Origin of the sequence: Kordiimonas marina (assembly GCF_023006325.1) — a bacterium.
Taxonomy (GTDB): Bacteria; Pseudomonadota; Alphaproteobacteria; order Sphingomonadales; family Kordiimonadaceae; genus Kordiimonas; species Kordiimonas marina.
Genome location: NZ_JAINDF010000002.1, coordinates 370,757 through 384,955, shown reverse-complemented (window position 1 = coordinate 384,955; position 14,199 = coordinate 370,757). Strand labels below are relative to the sequence as shown.

Genomic DNA, 14,199 nt, shown 5'->3' with positions numbered 1-14,199 from the left:
GGCGTATGAAAGCCGTTTTCATTCTGGCGATCCTGACCATGTTCGCGACCCTCGGTATCCTGATCACCGGGGTGATCACCATGGCCAGGGGCGGTGAGTTCAATAAGAAGTGGGGCAACAAGCTGATGCGGCTTCGCATCGCTTTCCAGGCGGTCACCGTGCTTCTGATCTTCATCCTCGCGCTCGCAGCATCGCATAACTAAGGCCCCTGCCTCATGGTGCGGCTGACCAAAATCTATACCCGCGGTGGCGACAAGGGCGAAACCAGCCTAGTGGACGGCCGCCGTGTCGCCAAGGATGAGGCCCGCATCGAAGCCTACGGCACGGTCGATGAAGCCAACGCCGTCATCGGGCTCGCGCGGCTGACCACCGAGGGTGATGCCGACCAGATGCTCATGCGCATCCAGAATGACATGTTCGACCTGGGTGCCGACCTGGCCACCCCGGGAGAGGATTTCACGCCGTCCGAGATGACCCTCCGCATCACCGATGAACAGGTCATCCGGCTTGAGGCCGAGATCGATGCGATGAACGCCGAAATGGCACCGCTTTCAAGCTTCATCCTGCCCGGCGGATGCCCGGCCAGCGCCCATTTGCACCTGGCGCGCACCGTGGTCAGACGCGCCGAACGCCATGCCATCACCGCTGCCCGGTCAGAGGCCATCAACCCCGCGGCGATAAAATATTTGAATCGGCTGTCGGACCACCTATTTGTCCTATCGAGGCACCTCAACCGCGGCGGCGCGGATGATGTGCTCTGGGTACCCGGCGCCAATCGCTGATAATAACGGGACGATCCGACGTTACGGCAACGCCGCTTTTGCTGCGCTGCATTGACTCGGGTTTGGCGATGGTTTAACGCTGTGTACCCCTGAATATTCCAAGGGTTTGGGCGCTTTTGCCCGTGCCCGGACAAACAAGTTTCTAAGGGCATTGTTGCCCCGCACAATAACCGGGAGAAGTATCCCCATGAAGATCATGGTCCCCGTCAAACGGGTCGTCGATTATAACGTCAAAGTGCGCGTGAAATCCGACAACACCGGCGTTGAACTCGCCAACGTCAAAATGTCCATGAACCCCTTCGACGAAATTGCCGTCGAAGAAGCGATCCGCCTCAAGGAAGCCGGTAAGGCTGAGGAAATCGTCGTTGTTTCCATCGGCCCCAAAGCCGCGACCGAGACCCTCCGCACCGGCCTCGCCATGGGCGCCGACCGCGGCATCCTGGTCGAATATGACGGTGAGACCGAGCCGCTCGCGGTTGCAAAGGTCCTCAAGGGCGTTGTGGACGCCGAAGCACCGGGTCTCGTGATCCTCGGCAAGCAGGCGATCGATGACGACTGCAACCAGACCGGCCAGATGCTGGCACAGCTTCTTGGCTGGGCACAGGGCACCTTCGCCTCCAAGGTTGAACTGGACGGCGACAGCGTGAATGTCACCCGCGAGATCGACGGCGGCCTTGAGACCGTGAAGCTCAACATGCCCGCGATCGTCACCACCGACCTGCGCCTCAACGAGCCGCGCTATGCGTCGCTGCCGAACATCATGAAGGCGAAGCGCAAGCCGATCGACGAGAAGACCCCGGGTGATTTCGGTGTCGACATGACCCCGCGCCTTACCACCCTCAAGGTTGAGGAACCGCCGAAGCGCGAAGCTGGCATCAAGGTCGAAAGCGCCGAAGAACTGGTCGCCAAACTTAAAGAGAAGGGGGTAATCTGATGACCGCTCTTGTCATTGCAGAACACGATAACGCATCCGTTAAGGACGCAACCCTCGCCACCGTAACCGCCGCCAAGGCTTTCGGTGATGTGACCGTTCTGGTTGCCGGCTCCGGCTGCCAGGCTGCCGCGGACGCTGCCGCCAAAATCGACGGCGTTGCCAAGGTACTGATGGCGGACGATGCGGCTTATGCCCACCCGCTCGCTGAAGAAATCGCCGCGCTGGTGATCAGCCTCGCGGGTGATTATGACGCCGTGCTGGCGCCAGCGACCGCATCGGGCAAAAACATCATGCCGCGCGTGGCCGCAGCCCTCGACGTTGCGCAGATTTCGGAAATCGTCGAAGTGGTCGACACCGACACCTTCAAGCGCCCGATCTATGCCGGTAACGCCATCGCGACCGTCAAGTCGTCCGACGCCAAGAAGGTCATCACCGTGCGCGCCACCGGCTTCGAAAAGGCCGCAGCAGAAGGCGGTTCGGCCGCCGTTGAAACTGTTGCAGCTGCAGCAAAAGCCGGCATCTCCTCGTTCGTCGGCGCTGAACTGTCGAAATCGGACCGTCCGGAACTGACAAGTGCCAAGATCATCATCTCCGGTGGCCGCGGTATGGGCTCGGGCGAGAACTTCGCCATCATCGAAAAGGTTGCCGACAAACTCGGTGCCGCAGTCGGTGCTTCCCGCGCCGCTGTGGATGCGGGCTTTGTCCCGAACGACTATCAGGTCGGCCAGACCGGCAAGATCGTCGCCCCCGAGCTTTACATCGCCGTTGGCATCTCCGGCGCGATCCAGCACCTGGCGGGCATGAAGGACAGTAAAGTCATCGTCGCCATCAACAAGGATGAGGAAGCTCCCATCTTCCAGGTGGCGGACTATGGCCTGGTGGCCGACCTCTTCGAGGCGGTACCAGCGCTCGAGAAAGCCCTCGGCTAAAAAAGCTGAAAAAAAGGGCGCCTTTCGGGGCGCCCTTCTTGTATAAAGGCCTTAGGAAGGCTTTTGAAAAACTGAGGGAAGGGAAACATGGTCGACAAGGTAGGTGTTATCGGCGCCGGGCAAATGGGAAATGGCATTGCCCATATTTGTGCAGTCGCCGGTATGGATGTGGTGCTCTCCGATGTCTCGATGGAGCATGCTAAAGCCGGTCTTGGCGTCATTCGCGAGTTTCTCTCCCGCACGGTCGGCAAAGGCCGCATGAGCAGTGAGGAAATGGATGCAGCCCTCAGCCGCATTACATTGGCCGACAATCTGAAGGCTCTTCACGCCTGCGACCTGGTGATCGAAGCCGCGACCGAAAACGAACAGATCAAAACCCAGATCTTCAAGGAACTGTGCCCGCACCTGAAGTCGAGCGCGCTTCTTGCCTCCAACACGTCTTCCATCTCCATCACCCGCCTGGCCGCAAGCACCGACCGCCCGGAAAAATTCATGGGTGTTCATTTCATGAACCCGGTGCCGGTGATGAAACTGGTGGAACTGATCCCGGGCATCGCCACCGCCAAGGACACGTTCGAGCATTTCAAGGACTTCACCGAAAGCCTGGACAAGACCACCGCGGTTTCGGAAGATTTCCCGGCCTTCATCGTCAACCGTATCCTGATGCCGATGATCAACGAAGGCATCTATACGCTGTATGAAGGCGTCGGCAGCGTCGAGGCGATCGACAGCGCCATGCGCCTGGGTGCCAACCACCCGATGGGCCCGTTGCAGCTGGCCGACTTCATCGGCCTCGATACCTGCCTCAGTATCATGCAGGTGCTGTATGATGGCCTGGCCGACAGCAAATACCGCCCCTGCCCGCTGCTGGTAAAATATGTCGAAGCCGGCTGGCTCGGCCGCAAGACCGGCCGCGGTTTCTATGATTACCGTGGTGAGGGCGAGCCTGTGCCGACCCGCTAAGCTTAAAAAACGCAAAAGAAAAACGGCCCAGGCATTCCACCTCGGGCCGTTTTCTTATAGCCCCACCGAAGCTGTGCGTCAGATCGTGGCGACCACGGTGTTGGCCACGGCATCCTCGGTCGCACACAACAAAAGCTTCTGGCCGAGCGGCACGGAGACACTGTTGACCTGGGTGTCGTCGCTGTCCTCCCGCGGTTTGGTGGTAACCCTGATGGTCGCCATCACATCCTCCACCTTCGCCCCGGTGAAATGCTTCAGCTGGTAATAGGTCTGCGGTAGGGCCACCGTCAGCTTTTCGGTCAGTTGGGTCTGGTCCGACTTTTCCTTCTGGCGGCTTTTCATCGAGGTCCGGCTGTAGCTGTAGGGGCTGCCGATACCGACGCTGGCACCCTGAAAGACCCCGACACTGACCGACGGCACAGTCAGCGTGTGGGTGCTGCCGGTTTGGGAAATTTCCAGGTTGCGGTTGCTGTTGGTGGCCTGGAAGGTAACTTCGTAGGAACCGAAGTCACCATCCCCCGTGCGCGCCACCTGCTCGAAATCCAAGAGGAATTCAACCTTGGTGACCTTGGCACTTTCAAAGGCGAAACTGGCGTTCGGCAGGCCGCTATAAAGCCCGATCCCGGCGATATAATAGCAGCTCTTCCCCTTGAACTGGTTCAGGCCGACATTGATGATATTCACCCGTTTGTCACCAGCCTTGAGCGACAGGTTCATCGGCACCGTCAGCTCGCCGATCTGGTAGCTGCTGCCGCCATTGAATTCCTCCACCTTCGTCCGCAGGGAAGCCAAGTCGGTCGCGCCCGAGAGCTTGCCCTTCGTGGTCGGCATGACGAAGGCCGTGGCGGCGGCGCCGTCCTTATAGCCAACCACATTCAGCGCCACCAACCGGCGGCCATAGCGCTTCTGCTCGGACGTAATATTGGTGTAGGCATAGAAGGTGGTCAGCTCGGTGATCACATCGAAATTGCTGAAAGCAAGCGGCGCGCTTTGCGACGTCACCTTGCTGCCATAAAGGATGGAGGCCGACGTGTCGGTCGTGCCCTCGAGCCCCTGCATCGGGCACAGGCCCGCCGGGTCCTTGCCGGACTTGAAATAGAAGGTGAGCGTGGTGAAATTCAGCATTCCCGGCAGGTCATCCAGAAGATGCTGGCCCTCAGGCGAGCCGAAAAGCTGATAGTGGCCAATGTTCGCCAGGCCGCCGGAGGCTTCGATCCGCTCCGCGATCGCCGCGTTGATGTTGTTCACAAGGCCAGGAAGGACCTTGTTGCCTTCGGTATCTTCCGAGTCCGTATCGTAACTGATGATCATGCTGCTCTCCCTGTCCTATAGCCTGGGTTCAGACTGAATACGGACGGGGACGGGATTCTGTGAACCTGCGGCGGTACGGAAAAAGGCAGCCCCGGACGTCAGCCCTGCGGCTTGAAATCCAGCGTGGACGGGGTAGCGCGTTCGCCCTGGAACCGGTGCAGCGCATGGGCGGCATGATAGAGCACGATCGCGGTTGAGACGGCGAGATTGAGTGATTCCGCCTCCCCCGCCATCGGGATATGGATGAGGCGGTCACACGCCGCGCGGTAGGCCTCCGGCAGGCCGGTCTGTTCGTTCCCGGCCATCAGGATCAGCGGGGCGCTATACTCGGCGTCGGTATAGATCGTGCTGCCTTCAAGCGCGAGACCGACCGTCTGCCCGGGCGTGGCCGCCATGGTCTGCCAGTCGCGGAAGGCCTTCAGATCGGCGCGGATAACCGGCACCGCGAACAGCGAGCCCATGCTGGCACGCACCACCTCAGGACCGTAAGGGTCACACCCGCCGCCGAGGAGGATGACACCGTCAGCGCCTGCGGCATCCGCCGTGCGGATGACGGTCCCCAGGTTGCCGGGGTCCCGCGGTTCCTGCAGCGCCACCCACAGGGCATTTTCCTTCAGCTCGACCTCATCAAGCGTCAGCGCCTTCTGCCGGAAGACCGAGATCACCGCCTGCGGGTTGTCCCGTCCGGCGAGAGAGGCCTGCACCGCAGGCGTGGTCAGCGCCACATCGCGCGCGCGAACATGGCCCGCATGAAGCAGGTCGTCGATACGGCTGAGGCTGTCATCGATCACGAAGACTTCGCGAAGCTCGAACCCGGCCTTGAGCCCCATGCGCAGGAAAGCTTCGCCCTCGGCCAGGAACGTCCGGTCCTTCTGGCGGAACTTCTTCTGCGCCAGCGACCGCGCCGCCTTCACCCGTGCGTTTTGCTGGCTTGTAACCAGCGGACCAAACCTGTCCATATGCGCCATTGAAAACCTCGCTTCTATCCGGCTCTCTTCTTATGAGCAATGGGGGTCAAAAAACAGCAGGAATATAAAGAAAAGTACGGACACCAAAACTGGGACACTTCCTATGTCAACACAATAACAATTATCAATTGTATTATTATAATATATAATTGTGCAGTATTGAGGCCAATGGAGTACATATTAGGGGGCATAGAACATGCGTACGATATGGGGGTATATGGTCATTGCTCTGGCCATTATTGTTATCGGGCCTCCCGTAGAAGCCTCTTCAACCAGCACATCCGCCCGTTCGGACTGTCCCACCCCGCCTCAATCCAGTTGGACATCTGCCGAACGCTGGGCATGGCAGCAAATATCCAACCACCTGAGCGCAGACTTCAACCAAAAAGCCGGCGCCTCTCCTGCTGTTAACAAAAGTGATGGTTGGGATGAAACCAGGAAGCTCAGTAGTGCGTTCATCGAGACGATATTGTTCGATAAACCTTATCGGGAGTGTATCAACAGGCATGGCATATTCATATCTGGTGCCTGGTTCAATGAAACTCTCCACCTTTCTGATGGCAAGATCCCCTTCACGTTGTTCATCGAGAGATCTCGCTTTGAAAAGGGCGTTGATCTCTCTCGCAGCATACTGACAAATGCTCTTGTAATACGATCCAGCTACATTTCCGGCCGTTTCACCATGGAAACCTCGCAGGTAGGAAGATTCCTGTTCCTGCAAAACAGCATATTTGCTGACGACACGTCTTTTGCTGCTTCCACCATAAACGGAAGATTCAACATGACTGGCGCAAAATTCCTCAAGAACGTCAGATTGGACTCTACTACCGTGGGAGACGCACTGATTGCCCACACCCCAACAGAATTTCAGACTTTAAACATGTCCATCGCAAACATCGACCGGCTCGTCGACCTTTCCGGCGCCATTGTTCACGGCAAGCTGCTCATGGGTGGAATCCAAGTCAAAGGCAATGTCTGGCTGCGACAACAGTTTACAGCTGAAGAAGAAGTTAGGATCAATCTCGCCCACATTGGCAATGTCGATATATCGGGCGGAAACTTTAGCACCGTGAACCTGACAAGCACGGTTATCGAGGGTGATCTCAATCTTGGCACCATGACCCGGCAGAATATCCTGGCCGCACAAGATGACCCTTCCGCTAGGCGAAGAGGCCCGCCAACATGGCGTGAAGGAGCAAAGCTGATTTTGCGGAATACTGCAGCTACCACTTTGGTGGATTCAAATGACTCATGGCCTGCAACAATTGATCTGCAAGGCTTCAAATATCAGCGCCTTGGGGGCCCCATCTTGAATGAACATCAGTCTGACGTTCTGGAGCGGCCCGTTAGCCAATATCAGGACTGGCTGGCGCGCGACCCCGCATCATCCACCTATCCTTATGAGCAATTAGCTTCCGTCCTGCGCTACTACGGAAAATATAACGAGGCCAACCACATTCTTTTTGCCGGTCGCGAACACGTCCGGCACCAAACAAACTGCCTTGAATGGATATGGCAGACCCTGCTTATGGCCACCATAGGATATGGCTACGGAAACTATCAGTTCCGGTCTCTCTGGTGGATTGGCATTCTGGTGCTCGTAGGCTACTTTTTCCTCAGATACAACGAGGAGAAGGACCTAGATGACCAGCCGCTGGGCCTCATCTATTCTCTAGACATGCTACTTCCCTTTGTGAAACTCAGGGACGCTCACTATGCAATTGAACTCAAAAAAGATTGTGTCCGCTATTATTTCTATGTCCACACCCTGATGGGCTATGTCCTGGCCACTTTCCTAATCGCGGGACTAACGGGACTAACAAAATAAACCATGGGGACAATTACCCAGATTTGATCAATAGTAGGTGGCTTAAAAAAATTGCTTCCACCCTGCCAGGGAGAGCAGGACTTCATACTCGTGTTTTCATCATTTGGCAAAAGGGCTTCCTCATGACAGACCTGACCATCATCACCGGCACCAAAACCTATTCAAGCTGGTCGCTCCGCGGCTGGCTGGCGGTCACCCACACCGGGCTCGAGTTCTCGGAAATCAACCTTCCGCTCGACACCCCTGAATTTCATGAGCGCATCAAGACGCTGTCGCCGTCCGGCTTCGTGCCCGCGCTTCAGCATGGCGATGTGAAGGTCTGGGATTCGCTGGCGATCATCGATTATTGCGCCCGGCTGGCGCCCGGGCGTTTCTGGTGGCCGGACGAGATGGCAGCTTACGGCTTTGCCCGCTCGATCGTCGCGGAAATGCACAGCGGCTTCATGGCGCTCCGCGCGGCGGCACCAATGAACCTGCGGGATCAGCGGCACGGCCTCACGCTCTCAGACGCGGTTCAGAAAAATGTCAGCCGGATCGATGCCCTGTGGGCAGAAGCGCGGGAGCGTTTCGGCGCGGGTGGCGATTTCCTGTTCGGCGGCTTTTCCGCGGCGGACATGATGTATGCCCCGGTGGTGGCGCGCTTCCTCAGCTATGGCATCGGCCTCAGCAAAACCGCGAGCGCCTACCGGGACGCCGTGCGCGCCTATCCGTTTGTGAACGCCTGGTATGAAGCCGCGGCAAAGGAAACCCAGGTGGTGACGCAGGACGAGATCGCCCCTGACGCCACACACCTGGGCTAATTCTTTACAGGCCTGAAGGCTGACCTGAAGGCTGGCGGATTTAGATCTTGCCTGCCTTCAGCGCGGTGAAGAGCTTGACCGCGTCATCGCCGTCCCACTTGAGCGGGCCGAGATACATGGCGCGGACCTTGCCGTCGGCACCGACGATAAAGCTGGTCGGCAGCGCCCCCTTGGCAAGCTCGAACGCGATCTTCATAGATGGGTCTGCATAAACATTGAGGCCCTTGATGCCCCATTCATCCAGCGTGTCCTGCGCTTCACCGAGGCTGCCCTTGCCGACGCTGATGGCCACAACCTCGAACTTGTCATCGCCCAGCTTCTTCTGGAGGTTGGCAAGTTCCGGCATTTCCTCGCGGCACGGGGCACACCAGGGCGCCCATATATTGACAAGCAGCGCCTTGCCCTTGAGGGAGCTGATCCTGATCGCGCGTTCCCCCGGGATAAGGACCCGATAGTCACCAATATTCACCGGCTTCTCGGGCAAGGACAGCTTGGCCATCTCGCCCTTCAGATAAGAATTTATCGGTGCATCAGACATTGTGCCGGGCATCATTGCCCGATAAGCTGCGGCGCCAGCGCCGATGGCAACAATGAGACCAACGATAAGGATGAGGGCCTTCTTAGGCATGTATCCCTCCAGGTATTAGAAACATGAGCGACCACCATAGTAAGACCAATGAGAAAGGCAAGGCCGTGACCGATCACAAAACCGGGACAAATCAGCGCACAGCTGCTGATGCGGGCAAGGGCCAGAGCATGTGGGGCGGCCGTTTCGGCGGTGGACCGTCGGCCATCATGCAGGAAATCAATGCCTCGATCGGGTTTGACCGGCGCCTCTACCGTGAGGATATTGCGGGCTCGAAGGCGCATTCGGCCATGCTGGCGAAAGCGGGCATCATTACTGAGGCCGACAAGGACGCCATCCATAAGGGGCTGGACCAGGTCCAGGCCGAAATCGAAGCCGGGGAAATGGAATACAAGCCCGAGCTTGAAGACATTCACATGCATGTGGAAGCCCGCCTGCGCGAGCTCGTCGGTGACGCCGGCGCGCGGCTCCATACCGGCCGGTCCCGCAACGACCAGGTCGCGACCGATTTTCGCCTGTGGGTCAGGGGCGCCATCGACCAGCTCGATGTGGCTTACGCTGGCCTTCTGGGTGCGATCGTTGACGAGGCCGAAAAGCATGCGGGCGATGTCATGCCCGGCTTCACCCATTTGCAGACCGCGCAGCCGGTGACGCTCGGCCATCACCTTATGGCTTACTATGAAATGTTGAGCCGGGACCGCGCCCGCCTTGCCGATTGCCGCAAGCGCGTGAACGAGAACCCGCTGGGCGCGGCTGCGCTTGCGGGCACCAGCTTCCCGATCGACCGGCACATGACCAGCGAAGCGCTCGGCTTCGACCGGCCGATGGCCAATTCGCTCGACGCCGTCTCGGCGCGGGATTTCGCGCTTGAGTTCCTGTCCGTCCTGACCATCTCGGCCGTGCATCTGTCCCGCCTGGCTGATGAGATCGTGCTGTGGGCCAGCGCCGCCTTCCGCTTCCTCGAACTGTCGGACGGCTTCTCGACCGGCTCCTCGATCATGCCGCAGAAGCGCAACCCGGACGCCGCCGAGCTGATCCGCGCAAAAGTCGGCCGCATCATGGGCGCGCAGAACGGGCTGATGGTGGTGATGAAGGGCCTGCCGCTCGCCTATTCGAAGGACATGCAGGAAGACAAGGAACCCGTGTTCCAGGCCGTGGACGATTTCGCCCTGTGCCTCGCCGCCATGACCGGCATGATGCAGGACTTCCGCCCCAACACAAGCGCGATGAAAAAGGCCGCGGGCCAGGGCTTCTCGACCGCGACCGACCTGGCTGACTGGCTCGTCCGCGTGTTGGGCCTGCCGTTTAGGGACGCGCACCATGTGACCGGCGCCGTGGTCAAGGAAGCCGAAACCCGCGGCATCGACCTTTCCGCCCTGCCGCTCGATGCCATGCAGGCGGTTGAGCCGCGCATTACCGCGGATGTGTATGATGTGCTGACCGTCGACGCCTCGGTCATGAGCCGCACCTCGTTCGGCGGCACCGCGCCCGAAAATGTGCGCGCCGCCGTCAAGGCCGCGAAGGAGAGCCTGAAATGAAAAAGCTGGTCATGATTGCCGGGCTTATTGCCCTTGGCCTCAACCTCAGCGCCTGTGGCAAGAAGGGTGACGTGAACCCGCCGCCCGCCTATCAGGAAAAACCGGCCGGGTAACAACCCCGGCCCGCATGCGCGCCCCTGAAGGAGTCCCGCCCATGGACCATTTCGCTTATAAAGAAGGCAAGCTTTCCGCCGAAGACGTCGCGCTGGAGACCATCGCGCTCGAGGTTGGCACGCCGGTGTATGTCTATTCCACGGCGACGCTCAAGCGCCACTTCCAGGTCTTTTCCGAAGCCTTTCAGGGCGTTCACGCCCTCGTCTGCTTCGCGGTCAAGGCCAACAGCAACCAGGCGGTCCTGCGCACCCTGGCGCGTGAAGGCGCCGGGGCTGACGTGGTGTCCCTGGGCGAACTGACCCGCGCCCTGATGGCCGGTATTCCGGGTGACCGCATCGTCTTTTCCGGTGTCGGCAAAACGCCTGAGGAAATGCACGCGGCCTTGCGCGCGGGCATCAAGCAGTTCAACGCCGAAAGCGAAGCCGAGCTTGAAGTCCTCAACCTCGTCGCCGGGGAAATGGGCCTGACGGCGCCTGTCAGCGTGCGGGTGAACCCGGACGTGGACGCCAAGACCCACGCCAAAATCTCCACCGGCAAGTCGGAAAACAAGTTCGGCATTCCGTGGCAGCGGGTGGATGCGGTTTATGCCCGTATCAAGGAGTTGGAGCATCTGGAAGCCGTCGGCGTCGATCTTCACATCGGCTCGCAGCTCACCGACCTCGCACCGTTCCGTGAGGCTTTCGCCAAGGTGGTCACGCTGGTGAAGGACCTGCGCGCGAAAGGCCATGACATCCGTCATATCGACCTCGGCGGCGGCCTTGGCATTCCGTATGACCCCGAACAGGCCGCGCCGCCCGCGCCCGCCGAATATGGCACCATGATCCGTGAAGTCCTGGGTGACCTCGATTGCGGCATCATCCTGGAGCCCGGCCGCCTGATCGCCGGGAACGCCGGGGTGCTGGTCACGCGGATGCTTTATGAGAAAAAAGGCGTCGACCGCACCTTCTATATCCTCGATGCCGCGATGAACGACCTCGGCCGCCCGGCGATGTATGACGCCTATCACGCCATCGTGCCGGTACGCGAAGCCGAAACCGACGCCACGCTGGAGGCGGACTTCGTCGGCCCCGTGTGCGAAAGCAGCGACACCTTCGCGAAAGCGCGCAAGACCACGCCCTTGAAGGCCGGGGACCTGGTCGCGATCAAGTCAGCCGGGGCGTATGGCGCCGTTATGTCCTCCACCTACAACAGCCGGCCGCTGGTGCCGGAAGTGCTGGTGGATGACACGCGCTACGCGGTGGTGCGCAAACGTCAGTCTTTGGAAGAGCTCTTGTCGCTCGATGAGGTCCCGACCTGGCTGACAGGTTCGGGCTGAGGCGCAGGCTGCGCTGCTGGTGATGGATGAGCCGCCGGGTGCTGTGTAAGCCCCCGGGCCTCCCGGCTTTTCTTCAGGGCATCATTCACCGCTGACAGAAGCTGGTCCATCGAGAAGGGCTTCGACAGCACGCCTTCAATGAGCAGCGACAGGTTATGCGCGCGCTGGCGTTCGTTGGCATAGCCCGTCATCATCAGGATCGGGACATGCGGACGACTTGCCCGCACCTTGAGCGCAAGCGAAATACCGTCCATCAGCGGCATGGCGATATCGGTGATCAGCAGGTCGAAATGATGGTCGGACATCAGGTCCACGCCTTCGGCGCCGTCATTGGCTGTCAGGACGCTGTGGCCGTGCATGCTGAGCACCCGCGAAACATATTCGCGGACGGACTCCTCGTCCTCTACAACCAAAATTCGAGCCACAGGATTTCCTTCCCGCGATGGACTTAAAAATTAATATTTTTCAGGCGCGCCCCATTTTGCCGATGAAGGGCAGCTCCCTATATCTGTATGCAATGTCCATTCCATAACCGATAACAAAAATATCGGGGCACTCGAAACCAATGAAATCAGGCTTAATATTAGTCGCTCGACCCCCACTTTTGTCAAGCAACACAACGCTTGTGACCGATTGAGCCCCCTGCGCCATAAAATAATTGCTGGCGAAAGACAGCGTCCGGCCGTTCTCGAATATGTCGTCGATCACCAATACTTCGCGGCCTTCGACAGGCAATTCTGACGCAGCGACGAGGTCGACATTGTCCTTGCGGCGGTCTTTTTTGACATGGATGAAGTCCATCTCCATCACACAACCCCGGCTGGACATGGCCCGGGTGAGGTCGGCCGCGAACATCATGGCGCCGTTCATCACCACCTGGGCGACAGGCTCCTCGTCGAACCAGCGCACAAGCTGGGCGGCCAGTTCATCGACCCGGGCAAGGATTTCATCGCTGGTGAACACCGGTTCCACACCGTGGTGTTGATCGCCTGCCTGTCCCCAGTCGAAGAAATAATGCATGGGCCCCTACTCCGCGCTGGTCGTCGACTTGGTGCCGTCCAGCACCTTGACCTCGGCCCGCGCTGCCCCGATCGGGATCGGGCTGCGCGCCTGCTCGAACGGCAAGCGGCTGCCCCGGCGGAGCACCAGGCCCGGCGGATCGAACGTCCAGCTATCCAGAACCTTGCCACTGCCATCGGTGATGTTGATCTGCAACTTGGGAACATTGGCGGCCCGGTTGCCTTCATTGACCACATAGCCATTGAGGACCAAGGCCATCTTGCCGTCCCGCTGTTCGACCTTCGGCTCCTCAAGCGAGGCAGAAAGCTTGACCTCCGATTCAGTGATCGGCTTGGTCAACTTGCGGCCATCATCCGGGCGCAGGCGGTCAATATCCCGCCCGCTATCCAGCCAGCGGTACAGCACCTGGCTCGCCGGCCATTTCTCGACAAGGGCGGCACGTTCGAACATCACGACATACAGGAGCGACAGGATCGCGATAAGCAGCACGCCCCACCCGGCCATGATGACCCGCTTCATGCGTACCTGGGCATCGCGTTCGCCCTGACGGCGCTGCTCCGCCCGGCGACGGGCGAGGAAGTCATCATCGTCGTAGGCGTCTTCATCCTCTGCCTCTTCGCCGTCATAGGCTTCGTCTGACAGGGCATCGATCTCATCGCTGACATCGGCAAGGCTGCTCCTGAGCGCCGCACCGACACCAAAATCGTCCGCGCTTTCGACCTCGTCTTCCGCAAAGTCCGGCACTTCCCGGCCCGTATAGTCGCCGTCTTCGTCGAAGCTTTCATCGTCTGCGGGCAGACCGGCATCATACGCCTGGGGCTTGGCACCAAGCTCCCGCCGCATCTGCACTGTCCGCGCGGCCATCCCGGCATCCATATCGCCTGCCAACCCCGCCATAACTGACGCCGCCGCAGGAGACTGCGGCCGGGCGGTGGGCTTGGGCTTCAAGGCCTGATTGGGGGTGGCGTGCCAGCTATGTTTGCATTTGGCACAGCGAACCTTGCGCCCCTCAGGGGGGATCGCCCCATCAGGAACTTTGAAATTCGCCTTACACGACGGGCAAACGAGGATCATACATTCGGTCCAAACATCAACATGGTCGTTGAATCAC

The 14,199-nt window shown here is 59.5% G+C and carries 16 protein-coding genes and 1 pseudogene; 10 read left to right on the top strand and 7 right to left on the bottom strand.

The window, feature by feature from the left end:
* Positions 1-5: 5 nt before the first annotated feature.
* The 5 genes from K6118_RS04970 (at position 6) to K6118_RS04950 (ending at position 3,608) form a co-directional block, all read left to right on the top strand.
* On the top strand, positions 6-203 hold the full coding sequence (locus K6118_RS04970; RefSeq protein ID WP_247119116.1) for a twin transmembrane helix small protein: 198 nt from the start codon (positions 6-8) through the stop codon (positions 201-203).
* A 12-nt stretch (positions 204-215) separates the two neighbouring features.
* Positions 216-782: a cob(I)yrinic acid a,c-diamide adenosyltransferase gene (locus tag K6118_RS04965; RefSeq protein ID WP_247119115.1), complete on the top strand. Its 567-nt coding sequence runs from the start codon at positions 216-218 to the stop codon at positions 780-782.
* A gap of 187 nt (positions 783-969) precedes the next feature.
* Entirely contained in the window at positions 970-1,716 is a 747-nt protein-coding gene (locus tag K6118_RS04960; protein WP_247119114.1) for an electron transfer flavoprotein subunit beta/FixA family protein, read from the top strand.
* Positions 1,716-2,645 (top strand): electron transfer flavoprotein subunit alpha/FixB family protein, encoded by a 930-nt coding sequence (locus K6118_RS04955; protein ID WP_247119113.1) that lies wholly within the window; start codon positions 1,716-1,718, stop codon positions 2,643-2,645. Before K6118_RS04960 ends, K6118_RS04955 begins: the two co-directional genes overlap by 1 nt.
* Before the next feature lie 87 nt (positions 2,646-2,732).
* On the top strand, positions 2,733-3,608 hold the full coding sequence (locus tag K6118_RS04950; protein ID WP_247119112.1) for a 3-hydroxybutyryl-CoA dehydrogenase: 876 nt from the start codon (positions 2,733-2,735) through the stop codon (positions 3,606-3,608).
* Positions 3,609-3,686: 78 nt separating this feature from the next.
* Here the strand turns inward: K6118_RS04950 and K6118_RS04945 are convergent, their stop codons facing one another.
* Together K6118_RS04945 and K6118_RS04940 are read right to left on the bottom strand one after the other, a co-directional pair.
* A complete protein-coding gene (locus tag K6118_RS04945) occupies positions 3,687-4,919 on the bottom strand; it encodes a hypothetical protein (protein WP_247119111.1) in 1,233 nt (410 codons plus the stop codon).
* Between the two features lie 98 nt (positions 4,920-5,017).
* Positions 5,018-5,887, bottom strand: a complete 870-nt coding sequence (locus K6118_RS04940) for a TrmH family RNA methyltransferase (protein WP_247119110.1) — start codon at positions 5,885-5,887, stop codon at positions 5,018-5,020.
* A gap of 196 nt (positions 5,888-6,083) precedes the next feature.
* Between K6118_RS04940 and K6118_RS04935 the strand changes: the two genes are divergently transcribed.
* Positions 6,084-7,715 (top strand): hypothetical protein, encoded by a 1,632-nt coding sequence (locus K6118_RS04935; protein ID WP_247119109.1) that lies wholly within the window; start codon positions 6,084-6,086, stop codon positions 7,713-7,715.
* Between the two features lie 122 nt (positions 7,716-7,837).
* Positions 7,838-8,515: a glutathione S-transferase family protein gene (locus K6118_RS04930; protein ID WP_247119108.1), complete on the top strand. Its 678-nt coding sequence runs from the start codon at positions 7,838-7,840 to the stop codon at positions 8,513-8,515.
* A 40-nt stretch (positions 8,516-8,555) separates the two neighbouring features.
* Here the strand turns inward: K6118_RS04930 and K6118_RS04925 are convergent, their stop codons facing one another.
* Positions 8,556-9,143, bottom strand: a complete 588-nt coding sequence (locus K6118_RS04925; protein ID WP_247119107.1) for a TlpA disulfide reductase family protein — start codon at positions 9,141-9,143, stop codon at positions 8,556-8,558.
* A 128-nt stretch (positions 9,144-9,271) separates the two neighbouring features.
* Between K6118_RS04925 and argH the strand changes: the two genes are divergently transcribed.
* Genes argH through lysA form a run of 3 tightly spaced genes read left to right on the top strand, consistent with a single transcriptional unit; the run spans position 9,272 to position 12,068 of the window.
* The gene (gene argH / locus K6118_RS04920; RefSeq protein WP_343269912.1) at positions 9,272-10,639 is read left to right on the top strand and encodes an argininosuccinate lyase; all 1,368 of its coding nucleotides are present in this window, start codon (positions 9,272-9,274) and stop codon (positions 10,637-10,639) included.
* Entirely contained in the window at positions 10,636-10,752 is a 117-nt protein-coding gene (lptM, locus tag K6118_RS17615) for an LPS translocon maturation chaperone LptM (RefSeq protein WP_425531538.1), read from the top strand. Before argH ends, lptM begins: the two co-directional genes overlap by 4 nt.
* Positions 10,753-10,793: 41 nt before the next feature.
* Entirely contained in the window at positions 10,794-12,068 is a 1,275-nt protein-coding gene (lysA, locus tag K6118_RS04915) for a diaminopimelate decarboxylase (RefSeq protein WP_247119105.1), read from the top strand.
* On the opposite strand, the gene K6118_RS04910 is transcribed toward lysA, so the two are convergent.
* The 4 genes and pseudogenes from K6118_RS04910 to K6118_RS17490 form a co-directional block, all read right to left on the bottom strand.
* The gene (locus tag K6118_RS04910; RefSeq protein ID WP_247119104.1) at positions 12,005-12,493 is read right to left on the bottom strand and encodes a response regulator; all 489 of its coding nucleotides are present in this window, start codon (positions 12,491-12,493) and stop codon (positions 12,005-12,007) included. The two genes, lysA and K6118_RS04910, sit on opposite strands and share 64 nt — an antisense overlap.
* A 40-nt stretch (positions 12,494-12,533) precedes the next feature.
* On the bottom strand, positions 12,534-13,088 hold the full coding sequence (locus K6118_RS04905) for a phosphoribosyltransferase (protein WP_247119103.1): 555 nt from the start codon (positions 13,086-13,088) through the stop codon (positions 12,534-12,536).
* Between the two features lie 6 nt (positions 13,089-13,094).
* Positions 13,095-13,985: a DUF3426 domain-containing protein gene (locus tag K6118_RS04900; RefSeq protein WP_247119102.1), complete on the bottom strand. Its 891-nt coding sequence runs from the start codon at positions 13,983-13,985 to the stop codon at positions 13,095-13,097.
* A gap of 78 nt (positions 13,986-14,063) precedes the next feature.
* A pseudogene (locus tag K6118_RS17490) lies at positions 14,064-14,162 on the bottom strand (zinc finger domain-containing protein); the annotation flags it as partial.
* Positions 14,163-14,199 lie beyond the last annotated feature (37 nt).